A 20,633-nucleotide genomic window follows, 5' to 3' on the forward strand; every position below is an offset into this window, starting at 1 on the left:
GCGTTGCGCCGCCGCCGCAGCGCAGGCCGATCTCAAAGAGCGCGTTGCCGCCGTCCGGCAGCGTGCAGAGTTCCACGTGCGCCGCGCCGTCGCGCAATCCCACCGCGCGCGCCGCTTCCACGGAAAGCATCCGCACCCGTTGCAATGCCGCGCCGGTGAGGCGCGTGGGATAGATCACGCTTTTGTCCACGCGGTAAGGGGGCGGCGTTTTCACTTTGTCCGATACCATGAGCGCCACTCCACCGCCGCCGCGCATCAGCACTTCCACGCTATGCTCCAGTCCTTCGTAACAAGGTTCCACCAGCGCTTCGGGCGAATCGGAAAACGAGGTGGCGAAACGGTATGCATCGGCCAAGTCGGTCTCCGCGTCGAGCCGCCGCACACCCCGGCTGCCGCCGCCGACATCGCCGGTCGGCTTGCAAATGGCGGGGAAGCCGATTCGCGCGGCGGCGGTTTTGAATTCTTCCACGTTGCGGGCCAGCGCGATGGCGGGTGAGGGGAGTCCGGCGGCGCTCCATGCCCGGCGCATCAGTTTTTTGCTGGTGGCGGCGCGGGCGGCATCGGGTGACGGCCCGCGCAGCCCAAGCGCTTCGCCAATCAGGGCGGCGGGGAGCACTCCCCGGTCATGCGTCGGCATGACCCCTTGTACGTTGTGGGCGCGGGCAAGGGCAAGCCCCCGTTCCCAATCGCGGAAATCGAATTTGCCGCACGCGTCGGCGATGTCAAAGGCGGGGGCTTTAGGGTCGCCGTCCACCACAACCACCGTAAACCCCGCTTCCTTGAGCGAAAGGATGGAGGGAACCGTGTAGAAGTTTCCCCCCAGCACCATGATGACGGCGGACATGTTACAGGCCGTACACTTGTATGGCGTTAAGCCCGAAGATGTTGCTCTTTTTTTCTTCCTGCAGGTCTTTGAACTCTATTTTCGCCATCGAGAGGTAGCGGTGTACCTGTTCTTCGGGAAAATCGGAGCCGAAGATCAGCTTGCGGTCAAGATGCTGGGCGGTGTACAGCAAATCCTGCATCACGCCGCTCCCGCGGAAACGTTCGATAATGAACGAGCAGTCCAGGTAGAGGTTCGGGTTTGATTTCGCGACGAAGAACGCTTCCAGCACCCACGGCACGCAGCAATGGGCGAGCACTATCTTTAGTTTGGGAAAGCGTTTTGCAAGGCGGTCAAAAACGGTGGGGCGCAGTTCCTCCAGTGGCAGGAGCGCCGAGTGCCCAAATACGTCGAAGGTAATCACCCATCCTTTTTCCTCGGCTTCTTCGTAAACAGCCAGCGCCTTTGGATCCATCGGCGAGTAGTTGTCGCGGCGGGGGTGCAGTTTTATCCCTTTAAACGCATCGTGTGAAAGGTAATCGCGCACGGCGGCTAATTCCCGCGTCATGGGGTTAAACCCGGCCATGGCGTAGAGAATGCCGCGGTGTTCTTCGCAGGCGCGGCGGAGGTATTCGTTCTGGTTGAGCTGCGCGAGGCCCATGATGACCCCTTTGCTCACGCCGCCGGTGTCCATTTGCTCCAGCAGCAGGGGGAGCGAGGCGTTGTATTTGCCGCCGAACCACTCGCCATTTTCGCTGATATGCAGGTGTGCGTCGACGATCGGTGATATGTACATGCTGTCTTCCCCCGTGGCGCTATTTGCCGCCCATGCCGACGAGGTAGCCGAAGCGCTTTACAAAGGCCTCTGGCGTTATTTTCGCGATTTTGGCCAATTTTTCCAGGTCGTCCTTGTTTTCAAAGTCGACTTTTTTCAGCCGGATCATGTATTCCAGAGCCACGTGATAGGACTGGGTGTCCGGATCAACCAGCCGGACGCGCGTGCGGCCTGTTTGCGGGTCTATTGCGCTGGTAAAGGGAATCGGCACCGCCACGCCCCCTTGTATTGAAATCATATCGCCCGAGTTGCCGTTAAGCAGGTAGACGGCCGCGCTATAACCCAGGTCGCGGGTGTATTCGATGTCGAACGCGGTTGGGGCCACGGAGCGAAGCTCGTAACCGATATCCTTGTCGACGATGGTCTCCTTGATGCCGAACTCTTTAAGGCCCGCCGTCACTTCGTCTTTGAGTATCCCCCCAAGGTCTATCTCGGCCAAACGTATGTGGCCATGTTCGTCATATTCAATTTTCCCCATTTTTTTCAGCTCGTATTCGGAGAGCCGCTCGGCCAATCCTTCGGCCAGGATCGCTACGCCGTACTCCCTGCCAAGCGATTTCCGTTTAATAACCGCGCCCATAAGGATGTCGACCACATGCTGGAGGCTGATCTCTTTCACGTCGCCGAATTCTTCCGGGATGATGGTCAGCGTGGCGCCGGTCGATTTGCCTATGCCAAGCGCCAGATGCCCCGCTTTGCGCCCCATCGCGGTGATGAAATACCAGCGGTTGGTGCTTTGCGCGTCGGCGATGATGCTCTGGGTGATCTTGGCCCCGAAATCCCACGCCGTGGTGAAACCGAACGTGCGGATGCCGTGGGGCAGGTCAAGGTCGTTATCGATTGTTTTGGGTACGTGTACGAATTGGATTTTCCCCTTTGCCTTTTTTTCAAGCTGGATGGCGGAAAAACAGGTGTCGTCGCCGCCGATGGTGATGACGGCGTCCACTTTGAGTGTGTTGAAGGCGTCAACCACTGTTTTCAGGTCTTCTTCCTTTTTGGTGGGGTTGGCGCGAGAGGTGCGCAGAATCGTTCCCCCGTCCAGATGAATATGCGCCACATCGTCGATGGCAAGCTCGCGTATCTGTGCGGTGTCCCCCTTCATCAGGTGCTGGAAGCCGTCCATTATCCCAACGACCGAAATCCCTTCGTTGCGCAGCTTGATGGTTGCCGCGCTTATCACGCTGTTAATGCCGGGTGCGGGACCGCCCCCCACCAATATGGCGCACCGCTTCATCTTTTTCATACCCGGTCACTCCTTAGTGTGTTGAATTTACGGTTTATCAGGGCAGCTAGCGCTTTGATTTCAAAGATAGTTTACACCGCGGCAGCAAAATATGCCATTTATCCCCGACTGTCGCATATACGCACTTGTCCGGAAATTAGGCAGGTTTCAAAAGCGCAAATTGCTTTACGGGGAACTTTTAACTAAAATCAACCGACTATGGCATTAATCGTACAGAAATATGGCGGTACATCCGTTGGCAACGTGGAACGCCTGAAGAACGTCGCAAAAAAAGTTGCCGAGCAGAAAAAACAGGGCGACCAACTCGTGGTGGTTCTTTCGGCCATGTCCGGGCAGACCGACAGCCTCGTCAAGCTGGCGCACGAGATCACCAAAGAGCCGGTGGAGCGGGAGATGGATATGCTCCTTTCCACCGGGGAGCGGGTGACCATCGCGTTGCTGGCTATCGCATTGCAGGACATGGGGGTGAAAGCGGTGAGCCTGACCGGGCGGCAGGCGGGTATCGTCACCGACAGCATGCACACCAAGGCGCGCATCAAGAGCATCGCCAGGGAGAACATCAAGAGGTATCTGGACGATGACTGCGTCGTGGTTGTGGCCGGTTTCCAGGGGATCGATGAAAAATCGAACGTGACGACGCTGGGGCGCGGCGGCAGCGATACCACCGGCGTGGCGCTGGCGGTGGCGCTCAAGGCCGACATGTGCGAAATCTACACCGATGTGGACGGGGTGTACACCACCGACCCGAACGTGGAGCCGAAGGCGCGGCGGATAGACCGTATCAGCTACGAGGAAATGCTGGAAATGGCGAGCCTCGGCGCGAAGGTGCTGCAAACGCGCTCGGTGGAATTCGCGGCGAAATACCGGATGCCGGTAGTGGTAAAATCAACGTTTAAGGAAGGACCCGGTACCTGGGTCGTTGCAGAGGAGCCGTCAATGGAAAAAGTAGTGGTCTCGGCCGTGCCATACGATAAGAATCAGGCGAAGCTGACCGTGGTGGGTGTGCCGGACAAGCCGGGTATCGCCTCCGCCATCCTCGGCGATATCGCCAAAGAGGAAATCAATGTTGACATGATTATCCAGAACGTCGGCGTGGGCGGGCTTACCGACCTTTCGCTCACGGTGCCGCGCACCGAATCGGCCAAGGCGCTGAAAATCCTGAAAAGCGCCGCCGCGAAGATCGGCGCGAAGGACGTGCAGATGGACGAAAACATCGGCAAGGTCTCCATCGTCGGCGTCGGTATGCGCTCGCATTCCGGCGTGGCGGCGAAGATGTTCCAGTTGCTTGCCGATGCGGGCATCAATATCGAGATGATCTCCACGTCGGAAATCAGGGTTTCCTGCGTCATCCGGAAGGACGACGTGGACCGGGCGGTGCGCATCCTGCACGCCGGGTTCGGATTGGAAGGGTAAATGTCAGGGCGGGTTTTTATTTATGACACGACGTTGCGCGATGGTTCGCAGGCGCAGGACGTGTCGTTTTCGCTGCAAGACAAGCTGCGCATCACCGAAAAGCTGGATGATCTGGGGGTCCACTACGTCGAAGGCGGTTTTCCCGGCAGCAATCCGAAAGACGCCGCCTATTTCACCGAAGTCCGTAAGCTCAAGCTGAAACAGGCGCGGATCGCGGCGTTCGGCAGCACGCACCATCCGGCCAAGACTCCCGCCACCGACTCCAATCTCCGTCTGCTGCTGAATAGCAAAGCCCCCGTGGTGACACTGGTGGGGAAAACCTGGGATGTCCATGTGACGAAGGTGCTGCGCACCACCAAGCCGCACAATCTGAAGCTGATCACCGGCTCCATCCGCTATATGAAGCCGAAGGTGGATGAAGTGGTGTTCGACGCCGAGCACTTCTTCGACGCGTACAAACATGATTCGCTCTATGCGATGGAGTGCATTGAAGCGGCGCTGGCCGGCGGGGCCGGCTGGGTGGTGCTTTGCGACACCAACGGCGGCGCGCTGCCGCACGAGGTTTTTGATATCACCGCGCAAGTGAAGCGGCGCTTCGGGTGCCGCATCGGCATCCATGTGCATAACGACGGCGCGTTGGCGGTGGCCAACACGCTGATGGCGGTGCAGGCCGGCGCGCGGCAGGTGCAGGGAACCATTAACGGCCTCGGCGAGCGTTGCGGCAACGCCGACCTTACGGCGATCATCCCCAATCTGCAGATCAAGATGGGGTACAAGTGCATTTCCGGCGCGCAACTTAAAACGATGCGCGAAGTATCGCTCTTCGTCTCGGAAATGGCCAATCTCAAGCCGCATTTGCATCAGCCGTTCGTTGGGCAGGCCGCCTTCGCCCACAAGGGGGGGCTGCATGTGGACGCGGTGCTCAAAAATCCGATTACCTATGAACACATCTCCCCGGACAAGGTGGGGAACCAGCGTCACGTTATCATGTCCGACCTCGCGGGCAAGGCAAGCATCCAGGCAAAGGCCGCGGAATACGGCATCGACCTGAGATCGGACGATCCGGTGGCGAAGCAGGTGCTGACCACCATCAAGGAGATGGAGAGCCAGGGGTTTGCCTTTGAGGGGGCTGATGGTTCCCTCGAAATCCTCATCAAAAAAGCCAAAGGGCACTGGAAAAAGTTTTTCGATGTGCTCCGCGCCCGCGTTATCGTTTCGGTGCCGAACGACAAGGAGCCGCAGTACAGCGAGGCGGTGGTGATGGTGAAAACGCCGGATGGCGCCGTGCATCACGCCGTGGCGGAAGGGAACGGCCCGGTGAACGCGATGGACAAGGCGTTCCGCCAGGCGCTGGTGAAATATTATCCCGAGCTTGAGGAAGTCAAGCTGCTTGATTTCAAGGTGCGCATCCTGGACGAGACCGCCGGCACCAGCGCCAAAACACGGGTGCTCATCGAATCGGGCGACGCGGCGGGGAACAAGTGGGGTACTGTCGGCGTTTCCGAGAACGTTATCGAGGCGAGTTGGCAGGCACTGATCGATTCCATCGATTATAAACTGCATAAAAAGTCCGCCAAAAAGAAGTGAAGACGAGCCACTGTTCACTGACGGATGTCGGTCTCCGCAGGCAGAATAACGAAGACTTCCTTCTTGTGGACGAGCGGCTGGGGCTGTTCCTCCTGGCTGATGGCATGGGGGGGCACAACGCCGGTGAAACCGCCAGCCGGTTGGCGCTCGCCAGCGTGCAGAAGTTTTTCGAGGAATATGAAAATGCCCCCGAAGAAGTTGTGGATCAGTTGCAACCCTTTCCCAAGGAGCTGCCGCTTCCCGGCAAGAAGCTGATATACGCCATCATCCGGGCCAACACCATCGTAACCGAATCGGCCGAGCTCGCTCCCGAATACCACGGAATGGGAACCACCATCGTGGCGTTGCACGTCACCGCGGATAGCGTGCTCGCCGCGCATGTGGGTGACAGCCGCATATACCTCCGCCGCAAGGGGGAGTTCAACCAGATCACCGAAGACCATTCGGTCTTTTTCGAGGAACTGAAGAAGGGCTTTTTGACCCGCGAACAGCTTGAGCAACTGCCGTTCAAGAACCGGCTTACCCGGGCGCTGGGGCACATGGAAAAGACCAAGGTGGACATGAAGGTTGTGCCGCCGCATAAGGGGGACATATTCCTGCTCTGCTCCGACGGCCTTACCGACATGGTGGATGACGCCGCCATCGGCGAGATTATCGGCCAGCACCACGAAGACCTGGAAGAGTGCGCCCATATTTTGGTGGAATCGGCCAAAGCGCACGGGGGCGTTGATAATATTTCGGTGGTGTTGCTCCGGGTGGATGAGCCGTAAACCGCGGCATAAAGGGTGGGGGGGCTATGCTGGACCGGGCGGATAAAGGCGATTTTGACAACCTGGTGAAACTGGTTGTGAACGTGCTGGACGCTTTCACAGTGGCGTTCTTTCTGAAAGGGGAAGACGACGAGTACCGTATTTTCACCTGGTTCAGCCTGGGCGAGACCGTCAATCCCGCCGCTTCCTTCCTCCCCGGACAGGGGATCATCGGCTGGGTGGCCAAAGAACGCAAGCCGATAACGGTGAAGGAGTTTTCGCACGATACCGCCACGCTGAAGCTCTACAACACCCAGGAAAACCTCAAATCGTTCATGGCGGCGCCGGTGATGCGCGGCGAACGGTTGATCGGCGTGTTAACGGTGGACAGCAAACGGCAATACGTTTTCTCCGAAAAACACCAGAAGATATTGCAGGACTTTGCCGGGGTGTTCGCCCAGGAAACGGTGCGCCACGAAGAACGTTGGAATCTGTGGCAGGAGGCCGGAAACCTGGAGGCGATACAGGAAGTGGTACGCGAAATGGCGGCCGCTGAAAAGATGAGCCATATTGTCGCGGCGCTCTACCAGAACATCAACAAACTTATTCCCAACGAGAAGTTCATCTTCGCCCTTAAGGCGTCGGAAGAGGGAAAATTCCACATCCTCGCCCGGCAGGAGGGGGGCGGCGATGAACTGCGCAAGATACCGCTGGATATGGATAGCTCGCTCATGGGGTGGGTGGTGCGGAAAAACAAGCCGCTCAACCACCACGTTTTGGGGGAAAACCGTCAGGAATTCGAGATGGATGGCGGCGAACGGCGGGAGTACCGCTCGTTCCTCGGGGTGCCGATGGTGGTGCGCAAGCATGTGATCGGCGCGCTGGGCGTGTTAAGCGTCCGGCCGAACGGCTTTACCGCCGCCGATGAACGGATACTGGCGATCCTTGGGTCGGTGGCTGCTTCATACGTGGCGGGCTCATACGCGTATGGCATTAGTCTGATATCGCGCAAGGTCGATTCGCTTACCGGGCTGGGGAATTACCTCCACCTTAATGAAAAAATTGAAAAGTTGGGGGATGCGCGCGGCGCGCTGCTGGCGCTCGACATACGCGATTTCAGCCGTGTTACGCGTGATTTCTCGGTGAGCGCCGCCGACGACGCGCTGGTGGAGATAGCCGGCTTCTTCAAGCGGGTGGTGGACAAAAGCGGCTATGTTACCCGTTACTACGGCGATGTGTTCCTGATCTTTCTCAAGGACCACTCGCGCGAGGATGCGTTGATCGCCGCGGCCAAACTTTTGGATCTGCTGCGTGCCAAGAGTTTTTTTATAGATGACAAAAAAACGGTGTTTGAAGGTAATATAGGCGTCGCGTTTTATCCCGATGACGGCAAAAACGGCAATGAGCTTATTAAACATTCGTTCGGGGCGCTGAAAGAGGCCCGGAAAACGGCGCAATCCGTCGCTTCCTGGAACGGCAACACGAAAGGTGGCGTTTGAGATGGCCAACAATAAGGGTTACGCCAATTTTTGGCAAAAGATACGAGGCTCCTTCGTCACCGACCTGGCGATGGACTTGGGAACCGCCAACACGCTGATCCACGCGCGCGGACGGGGGATCGTGGTGAATGAACCTTCCGTCGTGGCTATCGACCAGCGAACCAAGAAAGTGGTGGCCATAGGGATTGCGGCCAAACAGATGTACGGCAAAACGCCGCAGGATGTCATCACCATCCGGCCGCTTAAGGACGGCGTTATCGCCGATTTCGACGCGGCGAAGGTGATGATCTCCGGCCTTATCAAGAAGGCCGGCATCCGTTCCATCATTGTGAAACCTAGAATCGTCATCGGCGTTCCATCCGGCATCACACAGGTGGAGAAAAAGGCGGTCATCGAAGCGGCGCAGGAGACCGGTATGAGCGTCGTTTACCTCGTTGAAGAGCCGATGGCCGCCGCGATTGGCACCAACATGCCGATTCACGAATCGCGGGCCAACCTCATCGTCGATATTGGCGGCGGCACCACCGAGGTGGCGATCATCTCCATGTTCGCCACGGCGTATAGCGAGTCGATCCGCGTGGCTGGCGACGAATTGGACGATGCGATTGTCGCATACCTCCGCCGCGGCCACGGCCTCGACATCGGTATTTTCGAGGCGGAGCGAATCAAGATACACATCGGTTCCGCCTTCCCGCTGGAAACGCCGCTGGAAACCGAAGCCAGCGGCCGCGATATGGTGAACGGTTTGCCGAAACGGATAATAGTGACTGACAAGATGATTCGTGAAGCGATCCACGAGCCGGTCAAGGCTATCGTGGACGCGGTGCATCGCTCCATGAACGGCATATCACCCGAAATGGCGGCCGACGTGTGCAGCCGCGGCGTTGTGCTGGCCGGCGGCGGCGCGTTGATCCGGGGGCTCGGTAAACGCTTGACGGGCGAACTGGGGCTGCCGGTATACCGCTCGCGTGATCCGCTCACGTCCATCGTCCGCGGCGCGGGGCGGGTGCTGGAAGAATTCGATATCTACAAGCGCGTTATCGTCAACTGATCCCTCTATGCCGGAGTGTGCCTGAAGAATTATTGATACCTGCATGGTCAATGTCCGTGCTAAACGAATTGTCATTCCCGCCCCCGCCTTCGCGGGGATAAACTCCGGCGGGAATCCAGGCTCTGGATGCCCGTCTGCACGGGCATGACATTTTTTGTAGGATTTCCTGATAGGACATTATTCATGCAGGCATCAATAGTTGGTAGCCCCAGAGAGCCGGCCACAGGCGCCATCACATCATGTGGTGGCTTGCGCGGCCCGCCTTCGCCGCTTCGGCAAACGTCTTGTTTGCCGGCGCCCCAGGTTAAGATGCAAAAAATAAAGTTGACATTCTTTATAGGATTAATATAATTTTGTTCAAATAGGACTAAAGAGGTGTAATAAGTAATGTTTGAGGGGTTGGGAAAAGGGGGAGTGCGCGATTCGGCTGGTTTTCCATGCTTTGGTAATCATGAACCTGAAATGATTCTGATCGTGGATGACTCCAGCGTGGCCCGCGCTACGCTGTGGGAATACTTGGAGCCGGCGGGCTATCGGATGGAGATGGCTGTGAACGGGAAACGTGCGTGGGAACTGCTTACCCGCTCGCCGGAAAAGTATCTTGCCGTGCTTTTGGACCGCATCATGCCGGAAATGGACGGCCTGGAAGTGCTGAAGAGGATAAAAAGCCACAACAGCCTTAAAAACCTGCCGGTGATAATGCAGACAGCCAGTTGCGAAAGCCACGAAATCAGGGAAGGTATCCAAGCCGGTGCATATTACTACCTTACGAAGCCTTATTCCATGGAGGCGGTGCGGCTGATAACGGCGGCGGCGGTTAATGATTTTATGCAGCAGACATCGTTACTGGAAGAACCGGAAAATGATTTGTGCGGCGTTTCACTGAAATCTGAAAACCTCTACCACGTTCGCACACTGGAGGAGGTGCATATAGTCTCAAATCTGCTGTCGCGGGAGTGTCCATCCCCGGAAAAGGTGGCCGTTGGACTTTGGGAGCTTTTATTAAACGCGGTGGAGCACGGCAATCTGGGTATAACCTACGCCGAAAAATCGCGGCTGATAGAAGAAGGGGCATGGGAGGAGGAAATCCGGCGCCGCTTCACCATGCCGCGGTACGCCGCAAGGAAGGCCACCATCAAAATCGAAAAATTCACGGGCGAAATCCGTTTCCGCGTGAAAGACGAAGGGGAAGGTTTCGATTGGATTCCGTATCTGGAGATAAGCCCCGAACGGGTGTTTGACACCCACGGCCGCGGGATAGCCATGTCCCGCCACACAAGCTTCCACAATCTGGAATATCTGGGCAACGGCAACGAAGTGGTGGCGACGGTCAAGCTCTAGTTCTCCATCACTCCCATTGCGTTCAGCATGAATGATGTTTTTTGGTAGCCCCAACGGGAGTCGGCCACACGCGCCGTCGCGTCACGCTCCGGCTTGCGCGGCCCGCCTTCGCCGCTTCGGCAAACGTCCTGTTTGCCGTCGCTCCCTTATCGGTCGCGCACATCGGCTCGCTTCGACTCCTAAGACCCAAATAATCTGGTAGGGTGAAATTGTGATTATGGGATGATCTTAAATATTTGGTAGCCCCAACGGGAGTCGAACCCGTGTTTGCGCCGTGAAGAGGGCCGCCTCAGAGTAGTGCGGACTCGGCCAAGCATGGCAGGTAATGCCCATAAAGTCAATGACTTGCAGGCTTTATGTTCAGAAAAACCAAACAAAAAAAATATATCCCAATTAATTCACGTCGATAATTACATGGTTATGGCAACAACCAATTATTATTCAGTTTGATAAGAGTGTCTCTCAATTCTATGAATTCCTATTGCTTCCGATGCTTCCGGATCATTTCGGATACAATTCGGCTACATTTGAAATGGATGCCACTCTCACGTCTTTACGGGTTTGGCTCTCTTTTTTGAGGTCATAATCCCTTTAAGTTCGGCGATCACCTTACGGTCAACCAACTGGCCGTTAACGTATTTATGTAAAACGCTCGCCATAAAAGTCTGATAGGGAAGCCCTTCGGATTCGGCTGTTTTCTTTAGAAGGGCAAGATCGCCATCGGCAATCCGAATATTGATACGCCCTTCCTTTTTTCTGGAACGGACAAAAGCCTGGGCGGTTTTAACATGCCTTGTAATTTCCTCTTTCGGGGCGCTCTTCCAAGTACCCCCTCCAAGGTTTTTTTCGATATCCCGTTCTTCCTTTGACAATATGGTTTTTCGGATCATTATAAGGACTCCTTACATTTGTCGTTCATTTTCCTGGATGGATAGATGGTGATCAGCCGGATAACATCTTGGTGCATTATGGCTGGTACGCAATGAACGTATCCTTTTAGCCTGATTACCTGCCCGGGGTGATTGGCATTTATCAGCATGTCCAAGAGTCTGCCCTCCGCGATTTCCAATACAACAGCATCAAATGAAACGCCTCGGCTTTTCTTGAGGATGGCATTTTTTCTTTCGCTCCATTCAAATCCCTTCACACGTCTATTTGAATACAACGTATCACGAATGTCAACAGATGGATGAGGCTGTGGATGAGAGGAAAGAATGTGCCTTCCCCCAAGAAGTTATTTTACATAGACGTGTTGCAATTGCCGCTCAGATGCACCGCATTAAACCCTAAAAGAAAATGCCGCTTCTTGGCTGCGCCATAGTGTGGATTTAAGCAATATATCTTTTTATTCGCGGGATGAGGTCCGCCGCCTCAGACGGTTTGTTGACAAAATCATTGGCGCCCGCCCGGAAAGCATTCTCCTTGATCTCAACCCCCGTTTCGGCCGTCATGATAATGATCGGAAGCAGTTTCGCATCGCGCTCTTTCCGGATATTTTCAAGAAATTCAATGCCGGACATCCCCGGCAACATTACGTCAAGGAGCATCAAATGGGGATACCCTTCCCTTGTTATTATTTCTTGGGCATCCTCCGCGCTTTCCGCCTCCAATATCTCCACTTTCATGGGCAAGAGATAATGTTTGATAATTTGGCGTTGATGCGGGTTGTCCTCCACAATAAGCACACGGGGAACAATAAAGGGGAGTTCCACATAAAAAATGCTTCCCTGCCCAGGAACCGACTCCACATGCAGGCCGCCGCCATGGGCTTTCACAATGTCATTGGCTAGCGGAAGCCCGAATCCCGTCCCGCGCTCTCCCGCGGTTCCCACAGTGGATGTCTTCACCTCATACCTGAAAAGGTCATCCAGCCGTTTTGGCTCTATCCCCATGCCGGTATCTTTTACCGCCAAGGTGGGTGGATGGTCTTTTTGCATGAAGAGGGTTATTTCTCCCCCGTTTCGGCAAAATTTGATGGCGTTGGAAACAAGGTTGTTGACTACCTCCGTTATGAGCGCGTCATCGGCATAGATGCGCGTATGCCGCGGAATACCGTTTACGATGTTTATCCCCTTTTTCTCCGCTATGGGCAGGAAGGTGGAGACCGTTTTGATGGCGATGTAGTTGGCATCAATGAACTTCCCGTTTAATTGCATTTTGCCGCTTTGCAGGCGGCTGATATTCAGTATCTCTTCAATGAGCGCGAGCATTTTATCGGCCCCATCAAGGCCATGTGTTACGATCTCTTTTTTCTCCCCGTCGGAAAGTGTTTCCATATCCCGGTACAAAAGCTTCAAATAACCGGTAACCGTTGTAAGGGGAGTCCGCAGGTCGTGTGAAACAAGGGCTACGAATTTGTCTTTCAGGCGCGTCGCCTCCTCGGCAATCTCCTTCGCCGTCCTTAATTCATTTTCCAACAATTTTCCGCGCGTAACATCCTGGACGGTTCCAATCAAATGAACCGGCTCCCGCTGGTCATCAAACACGGTTTCCCCTTTTAAATGGAGATATTTTAATTCCCCGTCTGAGCCGATACGGATTTCGACATCAAGCGGGACATCTTCAAAAATCGCTCCATAAAAAGTCTTTTTCAAAAGGTTCTGGTCATTGGGATCTGTCGTATCCACCATCAGCCGATAGGTGGGGGAAACCGCCCCCGGTGCAAAACCGAAATTACGATACGCCTGCGAGGACCAGTACATCCCGCCGCTCGCAAGGTTCCAATCCCAATTGCCAATCAGGGCGAGATCCTGCGCCTTTGAAAGGCTGGATTTGCTCCGCCGCAGCTCTTCCTCGATAAGTTTTTGCCTGGTGATGTCGGTTGCGATGCCGCCGACGGCGTATATATTCCGCTCTTCGTCGAAGAGGGGAAATTTTGTCGTCAAAAAAAACACTTTCCCGCCATGTACACTGATATTCTCTTCGAACTGCATTGTTTGTCCACTTTGCCTGACACGCTCATCCGCCTCCTTAGAAGAGGCGGGCGTGATATTCGGGAAAGAGTTCCCAATCCTTCTTGCCGATGACCTGTTCTTTGCTCTTTCCGGCTATCTCGGCAAAACGATTGTTGGCCATGATATACGTCCCGTCACGATCCTTCAGGAATATCGCCGCCGCCGAGTTGTCTATCACCGCCTGGAGGCGCATCTGCCGCTCCCTTATCACTGATTCGGCGTGTTTACGTTCCGTTATGTCGCGTACGACCATAATGGAAGAAGTATCCCCTTTTATTACGCAGCCCGAGACTCCCAGTTCCACGGGAAAGAGAGTCCCGTCCCCCCTTTTGGCCTCCATCTCCAGCCTGCTTTCCACGAAAGTATCGCTCCAGCTTCCCAGCGAAGCGACAAAGCCGTCCACCATCAGCCGTTGGGCGTCTATGGGGAAGATATCCGAAATGGCCATACCCATGAGGGCGCTTATCCGGCAGCGCAACATTTCGACGGCTCTCCTGTTCGCGCTCTGGATCAGTCCCGATCCGTCAATCCGCAAAATGGCGTCGGAGGAATAATCGAGGATGGCCTTCATCTCCGCATTCAATTCCTCCATCTCCCGCGTACGGGCGCCGACCTTTGCTTCGAGCGATTCGTTGAGTTCCTTTAGCCTTGATTCCTTTTCATCTAACTCGCGTATTTGAAGAATGGAGGGCCGGTACACCAGCAGATAGATCAATGGGAAAAGGATGATGCTGAGAAGCGCGGCATCCAGCACGGTAGCTGTATATAAAGGCAGTTCCGGCAAAAGGAGCATTATCGCCGCCTCGCCAATAAAAGTTACCGTGATTATCGCGAGAAAAATCGCCGCAGGGCCGATCGTGCGATGCCCGCCACCCCCATGTAAGTTCCGCCCGTCCATGGTTGCCTCCTGAATCCCTAGCCGTTTCTTCCACCGCCCGTCAACAGCCCTAAGGCCTCTTTGGCCTCCTCAAAGTCCGGCTTCAGCTTTAACGCGCTGGTGAATGCCTTCTCCGCCTGCTCCTTTTCGTCGGCCTGAAGATGGGCCTTGCCCAAGTTGTAGTAAATGACCGGGTCTTCGGGGTCGATAGCCAGCGCTTTTTTGTAACTATCCACCGCTAGGGGATAACGCTTCATCCGGCGGTAACAGATTCCCAGATAGTTATAAAGACGGACATCGGAGGAATTCATTTCGACCGCCTTTGAAAAGGCCTCCACCGCCTCCTCGAACATGTTCTGGCGCATATAGGTGATTCCGGCCAGGCAGGGGATGACCTGGTTTTCAGGGTCGTGCTGCACCGCTTTTTCCAGCGAGTAGGCCGCCTTGTTCTTTTCGCCATCGGAAAGGTATATCTGGAAAAGCTCGAACCACCCATCCGCATCGTCGGGCATTATTTTGACGGCCTCCCGGAAAAGGATTTCCGCCTCTTTGTATCTTCCCAGCTTTTTGTAGACGATCAGCAGGTTGTTGTACGCGGAAACAAGGAGCGGATCCAGTACTTTGGCGGTATTGGACTCGCGCTCCGCTTCGCGGTACTTTTTTTCGTCCTTCCGGCTGTCTCCGTGGAGAATATACGCCCTGCCGAGGGAGGAGTGGGACTTTGCCTTAAGCCGCACACCGTCTTCCGCCTGGTGGAAAGCGATGGCTTTCTTGAAATATTCCTCCGCCTCGAGATATTCCCCTTCCCGCAAATGGGCTTCCCCTATTCTCAACAACAGTTCGGAAGAGGTGGGGTAATAACGAAGCAGGTCTTGAATTTCAGATGCTTCTTCCAAAGCTTTCCCCATCCGCTTGTAACAGGAAACCAGCCCTTTATGCGAATCAACGCGCGAAGGATCAAGTGCCACGGCCTTTTTATAGTTTTGCAGCGCCTCGTCAAACCTGTTGCAGCCGGTATTCGCTTTTCCCAGCCCTTCGTATGCGGCGGGACTCCACGGGGCATGGCTCTTGTAATGCCCGAGCTTGCGGATGGAATTCAGATAGATGTTTTCAAGCTTGGTCAAAAAGTCCGGCGCATTGATGTCTTCCCCGAGGCGCTCAAGCAGTTCTTTCCGTTCTTTTTCTTCATCCGAGAAAAGTCTTTGCATGATCGCTTCCATCCCCTCCCTGAACCGTTCATTCGTGAAAGGGGATTCAAGAAATACCGCAGAGCCTTCTTCCAGCATCCGTTTGGAGTCTTTTGTCGCGTTGCCGCCATACACCATCACTTGCGGCATTCCCTCCCAGGCCGACTCGGCAAGTCTGTTGGCAAACTGGATTCCATCCAAGTTATGGGCGATGATCACCAAGTCGTAAAAGACATAGCTTGAATGGCCCGACATGATCATTTTGAGAGTGGCCGCCGCGGTTGTTTCCCGGGATATGACCAGATTGAAATCATCAAGATGTTCTTTAAACGGGATGTTCCCAAGAAAACCCTTGAATAAAAGGAATTCCTGTTCATCCTGCGCGGTGATTATCACTTTGTAATCAGGCATACGCTAATAATACCCCAAAAGGGTAATAACTTCCCGCGGAGTTATCATCATCGAAGCGGGGAAAGCCCGCCGCGTGATGTGCCGCGGCGGGCCGAAAAAGAGCGGCGACAACCACTCCGGCCAACATGGCTCAAAATTCCCGCATATCTCCGTCGTCAAACGGGATCACGTCCTCGGGGGCTTTTCTGGCGGCATTCGGAGGAGGCAGGGCGGGAGTTATGTTTTTCTTTCTTTTCACTGGAGCGGGCGTGGTTCGGCCGGGCAATGTTGCCTTCGGCCGGAACGGTAATGCCGCACGACCGGCGGCGGGCAAATTATGCTGGCCCATCCCATTGCCATTGCTTCCTGTGATTACAAGGCCGAGACGCTCGATAGTGTCCTGTAGCATTTCCGCCTGCGCCGAGAGTTGTTCGGCCGCGGACGCAGACTCCTCCGAAACGGCGGCGTTGCGTTGCGTGACGCTATCCATCGCCGTGACGGCCTGGGTGACTTGGGCCACGCCCTGTGATTGTTCCCTTGAGGCGGCGGATATTTCGCTTACCAGATCACCGGCTTTTTTCACGCTGCCGACAATCGCCGTCAGCGAATTGGACACTTCGGCGACAATAATCTCGCCTTCCCCCGACTTTGAGATGGATGTCTCTATAAGGGTGGCGGTGTCCCGCGCGGCCGTCGCGGAGCGCTGGGCCAAGTTGCGGACTTCCTCGGCGACCACGGCAAATCCTTTGCCCGCATCGCCCGCGCGCGCGGCTTCGACCGCGGCGTTCAGCGCCAGCAGATTGGTTTGGAAAGCGATCTCCTCGATGGTTTTGATGATGCGGCCCATTTCATTCGAGGATTTCTTGATCTCATCCATCGCTTTCACCATACGTTTCATTGATTCGGTGCCACTCTCAATAAGCTGGCGGCTTTCAGTCATGAGGTTGTTGGCGGCGGCGGCGTTATCCGCGTTTTGGCTGGTCATGGAGGTGATCTCCTCGAGGGATGCCGATGTTTCCTCAAGGGATGCCGCCTGGTTGGTCGCGCCCTCGGAAAGTTCCTGGCTGGAGTTAGACACTTGGCTTGAGGCGGCTGTCACTTGGGTTGCGCCTTCAGTCATCTCGCGTGAGATTTCCCGGATGGGATTGACCACTGTGCGGCGAATAATATAGGCAACCGCGAAGGCGGCGAAAAGCACGACCACAAAGGTCGCAACGAGGGCTTTGATCACGAGACCGCGCACCGCGGCATCAACAGGCGCGAGTTGCATAATGATCTGGAAGGCGCCGTGTTTATCACCTTCCCGTTTGCCGTCCTTGGCGAAACCGACTGGATCAGTCGCGGTATTAGGCCGTGCCGGATCATCATTGGCCGTGCCGTGACATAGCAGGCATTCACGGGTGAGCGTCACAGTGCGGAAATAGCGGAAGGAGTTGGTTTCGGCGTCCACCTCGGCGATTTCCTCGGTTGCGCCTTCCTGCAATTTCTGGAGCAGTTCTTTTTCCTTCGCTGTTACCGGCAACGAGTTTGGATTGCGCGCGTTGAAGCGCGTGGGTTTAAAAGCAAAGTGGCTCTCTTCCGCCCCCTTTAGCGCGGCGTTGAACGCGGAAACCACGGGAATGGTATTGTAAAAGGTGGTTTGGCGCAGACGCTCGAAATACTGCGGTGAGCCGACGGGAAGTCCCGCGAGTTGGGTTTGGGCTTCGGCGATGAGGGCTTCCTGTTTGAAAGCCTGGCGCGCGACCAGGTTGCCCGTGGCGACGCGCGCGTTCTCGGCCATGCGGCCGATGGCACGGGCTTTGTAGAACAGTTCGTCCATCATGTCGGCGCGGTATTGCCGCACGGCAATGTAGGATACGGTCGCGGTCGCGACCACCAGCGAAATGGCGATGGCAATTACGATCTTTCCCATCAAGCTCAGGTTCTTCATCTTTTTTCCTCCCCTTTATTTTCGGTAAATTAGTTGCTGGTGGCTGCCCCGGACAAGGACGGCGCGGAACCCATCGTCGCGCTGATGTCGAGCAAAACGCAACCAATGTCAAGCAATAGGACGACTTTGTCTTTCACTTTTCCCATCCCCAAGATGAAGTCCGTGGAAACACTCGCGCCAAATGGCGGTGGAGGCGAGATGTATCCCTCTTCGATGTCGAGCACTTCCGAGACGGCATCCACCGCGATACCCATAAGCTGGCTCCCCACCGTCAACACGATAATGCAGGTCTCGCGATTGTATTCTTTCTCGGCCATGTTGAATTTCAGCCGTAAATCGATGATTGGGATGACCACACCGCGGAGATTCATGACACCGCGGGCATTGGCGGGAAGCTGGGGAACAGCGGTGATAGTCACGCCGCGCGCCCCGATGATTTCCCGTACTTTGAGGATTTCAAGACCGTAGGTCTCAGACCCTAGGGTGAAGGTAAGGTATTTGCCGCCGCGAGCGTATGCGGCTTCTTTCAGGTTATTAACGGTCATGATATGGTCTCCTCTTTTCGGGTGAAATAATTGGCGGTTACGTCACACAAGCCGCACTCGCCGGAACACGGACCCAAGATGTTGAGCGCGGCCCAAGAAAGCAATTTTGCCGAGCCGTCGGGCCGGAGAAAAAGCGTCTTGGCATTGTCTGGCATCGCCCCGCCGTCGCAGCCGAAGAAACGTTCGTTGCTCAAAATCAATCCCATCATCATTTAAAACCCCCCGCTTAAGGTCATCCCCATTCATAGACCAAGAGAGATGTGCATTTTTCCCCTAGACGCTATCCGCATTTGTAAAGCATAAGTGATGCCGTTTTTGCGCTTATCGTATTTAATTGATTTGCAAGGCGCATAATTGCGGCTCCGTATTGCTTGAGACAGAAATGCATTATTTTCAACACATGCTGCATATTTTTATGCATAACCGTTTCATGACGATAATAAATATGCGGCAACTGAAACTGCTTATCATCGATGACGAGGCGGACATAGCGGGGAGGGTCGGGAAATGCGCCGTGTTCTTCGGCTTTATCGAGGAGGAGCAACAGGCCGCTCAAGCTTCGAACCAAGGGAAGGGTCGGCTTGGAATGTGCCGGGGATATTCCGGTGGCAACGCGCACAGGCTTTTTTCACCCTCTCGCGGTCAAGGAAATGATAAGCGGGGTCACCGGCGGTGTGCGAGGCGTGGCAATCGATGCAGGGAGATTTTATTTTCGGACGGTGGGCGGTGATCCCGTGGAAGGCGTCGCGTTTGATGGGGAGCGATTGATGGCATGATTCGCACGTTTCGTCCGGCATCAGCCCGGCCTTCAGCCGTTCCGGCTCCTTAAAAGTCCCCAGAAAATATGCGGTGGTATTTTTTGCCTCTTCCCATCGGATGGCGAGCCGCCGCCCGAATGTGCGTCCTTCGTGGCATTCGGAACAGACGAAGCCGGCTTGCCTGGCGCGGTGCAGGGCGGCGAGGTCGCGCGGCGGCCTTTCGCCAAAAATCCGGTTTTTCTCAGCATGGAGCGTGACACCGTCCGGCAGGTGGCAGACGGAGCAAAACGACGGCTCCCGCTTGAGCGTTTCGAGCGTGACGAGCAGGGCGGACGCGATAGCCGTCAACCCGGCCAACGCGGCGGCTGTCAGGATTTTTTTATTTTTAAACGGCATGCCCCTTTAATAGCCGCCGCGGCCGCTAAGCTCTTGCATGGGAAATTGGCAGCCTTTTGGGGGATGCTTCATGCCGCGCCGCTTTGCGCGTGGGCGCGGCGGATTCCATGGCGCGGTTTGCGCCGTTGGCGCCTCGGATGAGATGCACCAGATTGCTCACCACGCCTTGCATGGTTTCCGCTTGCGCGTTGAGCTCTTCGCTGGCCGAGGCCGATTCCTCCGCCGTGGCGGCGTTGGCTTGCGTCACCTGATCCATCTGCGTCACCGCTTTGGTCACTTGGCCGATGCCGATCGATTGCTCGTTGCTGGCCGAAGTGATTTCCGCCACCAGCGTGTTCACTTTGCCGATGCTCTCGCTGATGCGGCCCAGGTTCCCGGACAGCTTGCCGACGATGGCGCTTCCCTCGGCGGTTTTGCTGACGGCGTTTTCAATAAGGGAGGCCGTATCCCTGGAAGCGGTGGCGGAGCGCTGCGCGAGGTTGCGGACTTCTTCGGCCACGACGGCGAATCCCTTGCCATGCTCGCCCGCGCGGGCCGCCTCCACCGCCGCGTTGAGGGCCAGCAGGTTGGTCTGGAAGGCGATCTCTTCGATCACCTTGATGATCTTCGATATTTCGCGGGATGAGTTTTCAATCTGCTTCATGGCGTTCACCATATCGTTCATCGAGCTGACGCCGGAGGTGACCAGCACGCTGCTTTCTCCCATCATCTTGTTAGCCATCCGGGCGTTCTCGGCGTTCTTTTCGGTCATGCTGGATATTTCCTCCAGCGACGCGGATGTTTCCTCCAGCGCCGCCGCCTGCTCGGTTGCGCCCGAAGCAAGCGATTGGCTGGCGGACGATATTTGGCCGGAGGCGGCGGCCACCTGAGTGCTGCCGTCGTTAAGTTCTTCGACAATCCGGTTGATAGGCTTGGTAATCGAACGGGTAATGGCCATACCGAAGACGATACCCAAAGCGATGCCGGCCACCAGCAACACCACCTCCATGACCATGAGGTCTCGATTGGATTTGTGGGCTTCGGCGGTATCTTTCACCATCATCTCCTTTTGGTTA

General features: G+C 55.7%; 19 protein-coding genes. 6 read left to right on the forward strand and 13 right to left on the reverse strand.

Annotated elements, in window-relative coordinates; genetic code table 11:
* The 3 genes from HZA03_11035 to HZA03_11045 form a co-directional block, all read right to left on the reverse strand.
* Positions 1–844 (reverse strand): ATP-grasp domain-containing protein (locus tag HZA03_11035; GenBank protein MBI5638493.1); only part of this gene is annotated, 844 nt, incomplete at its 3' end.
* Between the two features lies 1 nt (position 845).
* On the reverse strand, positions 846–1,619 hold the full coding sequence (locus HZA03_11040; GenBank protein ID MBI5638494.1) for an amidohydrolase family protein: 774 nt from the start codon (positions 1,617–1,619) through the stop codon (positions 846–848).
* A 19-nt stretch (positions 1,620–1,638) separates the two neighbouring features.
* Positions 1,639–2,901 (reverse strand): 6-phosphofructokinase, encoded by a 1,263-nt coding sequence (locus HZA03_11045; GenBank protein ID MBI5638495.1) that lies wholly within the window; start codon positions 2,899–2,901, stop codon positions 1,639–1,641.
* Between the two features lie 198 nt (positions 2,902–3,099).
* On the opposite strand from HZA03_11045, the gene HZA03_11050 reads away from it, so the two are divergent.
* The 6 genes from HZA03_11050 (at position 3,100) to HZA03_11075 (ending at position 10,541) form a co-directional block, all read left to right on the forward strand.
* Entirely contained in the window at positions 3,100–4,314 is a 1,215-nt protein-coding gene (locus HZA03_11050) for an aspartate kinase (protein MBI5638496.1), read from the forward strand.
* A complete protein-coding gene (locus HZA03_11055; GenBank protein MBI5638497.1) occupies positions 4,315–5,901 on the forward strand; it encodes a citramalate synthase in 1,587 nt (528 codons plus the stop codon).
* Positions 5,898–6,671, forward strand: a complete 774-nt coding sequence (locus tag HZA03_11060) for a Stp1/IreP family PP2C-type Ser/Thr phosphatase (GenBank protein MBI5638498.1) — start codon at positions 5,898–5,900, stop codon at positions 6,669–6,671. Before HZA03_11055 ends, HZA03_11060 begins: the two co-directional genes overlap by 4 nt.
* A gap of 26 nt (positions 6,672–6,697) precedes the next feature.
* Positions 6,698–8,149 carry a GGDEF domain-containing protein gene (locus HZA03_11065; protein ID MBI5638499.1) on the forward strand — a complete coding sequence of 484 codons (1,452 nt, stop codon included), beginning with the start codon at positions 6,698–6,700 and terminating at the stop codon, positions 8,147–8,149.
* Between the two features lies 1 nt (position 8,150).
* Positions 8,151–9,200, forward strand: coding sequence for a rod shape-determining protein (locus HZA03_11070; protein ID MBI5638500.1), 1,050 nt, complete (start codon positions 8,151–8,153; stop codon positions 9,198–9,200).
* Between the two features lie 462 nt (positions 9,201–9,662).
* Complete coding sequence (locus tag HZA03_11075) at positions 9,663–10,541, forward strand: response regulator (protein MBI5638501.1); 879 nt, start codon at positions 9,663–9,665, stop codon at positions 10,539–10,541.
* Between the two features lie 545 nt (positions 10,542–11,086).
* Here HZA03_11075 and HZA03_11080 read toward each other — a convergent pair.
* The 10 genes from HZA03_11080 to HZA03_11125 all read right to left on the reverse strand — a co-directional run bounded on the left by HZA03_11080 (position 11,087) and on the right by HZA03_11125 (position 20,620).
* Positions 11,087–11,431 carry a hypothetical protein gene (locus HZA03_11080; GenBank protein ID MBI5638502.1) on the reverse strand — a complete coding sequence of 115 codons (345 nt, stop codon included), beginning with the start codon at positions 11,429–11,431 and terminating at the stop codon, positions 11,087–11,089.
* A 438-nt stretch (positions 11,432–11,869) separates the two neighbouring features.
* Positions 11,870–13,426, reverse strand: a complete 1,557-nt coding sequence (locus tag HZA03_11085) for a response regulator (protein MBI5638503.1) — start codon at positions 13,424–13,426, stop codon at positions 11,870–11,872.
* 85 nt (positions 13,427–13,511) lie between these two features.
* Positions 13,512–14,249, reverse strand: a complete 738-nt coding sequence (locus HZA03_11090) for a PAS domain S-box protein (protein MBI5638504.1) — start codon at positions 14,247–14,249, stop codon at positions 13,512–13,514.
* A 161-nt stretch (positions 14,250–14,410) separates the two neighbouring features.
* Positions 14,411–15,970, reverse strand: coding sequence for a tetratricopeptide repeat protein (locus tag HZA03_11095; GenBank protein ID MBI5638505.1), 1,560 nt, complete (start codon positions 15,968–15,970; stop codon positions 14,411–14,413).
* Positions 15,971–16,100: 130 nt separating this feature from the next.
* On the reverse strand, positions 16,101–17,879 hold the full coding sequence (locus HZA03_11100; protein MBI5638506.1) for a DUF3365 domain-containing protein: 1,779 nt from the start codon (positions 17,877–17,879) through the stop codon (positions 16,101–16,103).
* A gap of 29 nt (positions 17,880–17,908) precedes the next feature.
* Positions 17,909–18,424 carry a purine-binding chemotaxis protein CheW gene (locus HZA03_11105; protein ID MBI5638507.1) on the reverse strand — a complete coding sequence of 172 codons (516 nt, stop codon included), beginning with the start codon at positions 18,422–18,424 and terminating at the stop codon, positions 17,909–17,911.
* A complete protein-coding gene (locus HZA03_11110; protein MBI5638508.1) occupies positions 18,421–18,636 on the reverse strand; it encodes a hypothetical protein in 216 nt (71 codons plus the stop codon). Before HZA03_11110 ends, HZA03_11105 begins: the two co-directional genes overlap by 4 nt.
* Positions 18,637–18,704: 68 nt before the next feature.
* The gene (locus tag HZA03_11115) at positions 18,705–18,980 is read right to left on the reverse strand and encodes a hypothetical protein (protein MBI5638509.1); all 276 of its coding nucleotides are present in this window, start codon (positions 18,978–18,980) and stop codon (positions 18,705–18,707) included.
* Positions 18,952–19,578, reverse strand: coding sequence for a hypothetical protein (locus HZA03_11120; protein ID MBI5638510.1), 627 nt, complete (start codon positions 19,576–19,578; stop codon positions 18,952–18,954). The genes HZA03_11115 and HZA03_11120 overlap by 29 nt, the downstream gene beginning before the upstream one ends.
* 25 nt (positions 19,579–19,603) lie before the next feature.
* The gene (locus HZA03_11125) at positions 19,604–20,620 is read right to left on the reverse strand and encodes a hypothetical protein (GenBank protein MBI5638511.1); all 1,017 of its coding nucleotides are present in this window, start codon (positions 20,618–20,620) and stop codon (positions 19,604–19,606) included.
* Between the last annotated feature and the right edge of the window lie 13 nt (positions 20,621–20,633).

The organism is Nitrospinota bacterium, from assembly GCA_016217735.1.
Classification (GTDB): domain Bacteria; phylum Nitrospinota_A; class UBA7883; order JACRGQ01; family JACRGQ01; genus JACRGQ01.

Coding starts and splice junctions, on each gene's coding strand:
- HZA03_11095 (MBI5638505.1), bottom strand. CDS start 15,970: ATGCCTGATTACAAAGTGATAATCACCGCGCAGGATGAACAGGAATTC.
- HZA03_11110 (MBI5638508.1), bottom strand. CDS start 18,636: ATGATGATGGGATTGATTTTGAGCAACGAACGTTTCTTCGGCTGCGAC.
- HZA03_11055 (MBI5638497.1), top strand. CDS start 4,315: ATGTCAGGGCGGGTTTTTATTTATGACACGACGTTGCGCGATGGTTCG.
- HZA03_11075 (MBI5638501.1), top strand. CDS start 9,663: ATGATTCTGATCGTGGATGACTCCAGCGTGGCCCGCGCTACGCTGTGG.
- HZA03_11120 (MBI5638510.1), bottom strand. CDS start 19,578: ATGCCGTTTAAAAATAAAAAAATCCTGACAGCCGCCGCGTTGGCCGGG.
- HZA03_11125 (MBI5638511.1), bottom strand. CDS start 20,620: ATGATGGTGAAAGATACCGCCGAAGCCCACAAATCCAATCGAGACCTC.
- HZA03_11105 (MBI5638507.1), bottom strand. CDS start 18,424: ATGACCGTTAATAACCTGAAAGAAGCCGCATACGCTCGCGGCGGCAAA.
- HZA03_11050 (MBI5638496.1), top strand. CDS start 3,100: ATGGCATTAATCGTACAGAAATATGGCGGTACATCCGTTGGCAACGTG.
- HZA03_11100 (MBI5638506.1), bottom strand. CDS start 17,879: ATGAAGAACCTGAGCTTGATGGGAAAGATCGTAATTGCCATCGCCATT.
- HZA03_11045 (MBI5638495.1), bottom strand. CDS start 2,901: ATGAAAAAGATGAAGCGGTGCGCCATATTGGTGGGGGGCGGTCCCGCA.
- HZA03_11040 (MBI5638494.1), bottom strand. CDS start 1,619: ATGTACATATCACCGATCGTCGACGCACACCTGCATATCAGCGAAAAT.
- HZA03_11070 (MBI5638500.1), top strand. CDS start 8,151: ATGGCCAACAATAAGGGTTACGCCAATTTTTGGCAAAAGATACGAGGC.
- HZA03_11080 (MBI5638502.1), bottom strand. CDS start 11,431: ATGATCCGAAAAACCATATTGTCAAAGGAAGAACGGGATATCGAAAAA.
- HZA03_11065 (MBI5638499.1), top strand. CDS start 6,698: ATGCTGGACCGGGCGGATAAAGGCGATTTTGACAACCTGGTGAAACTG.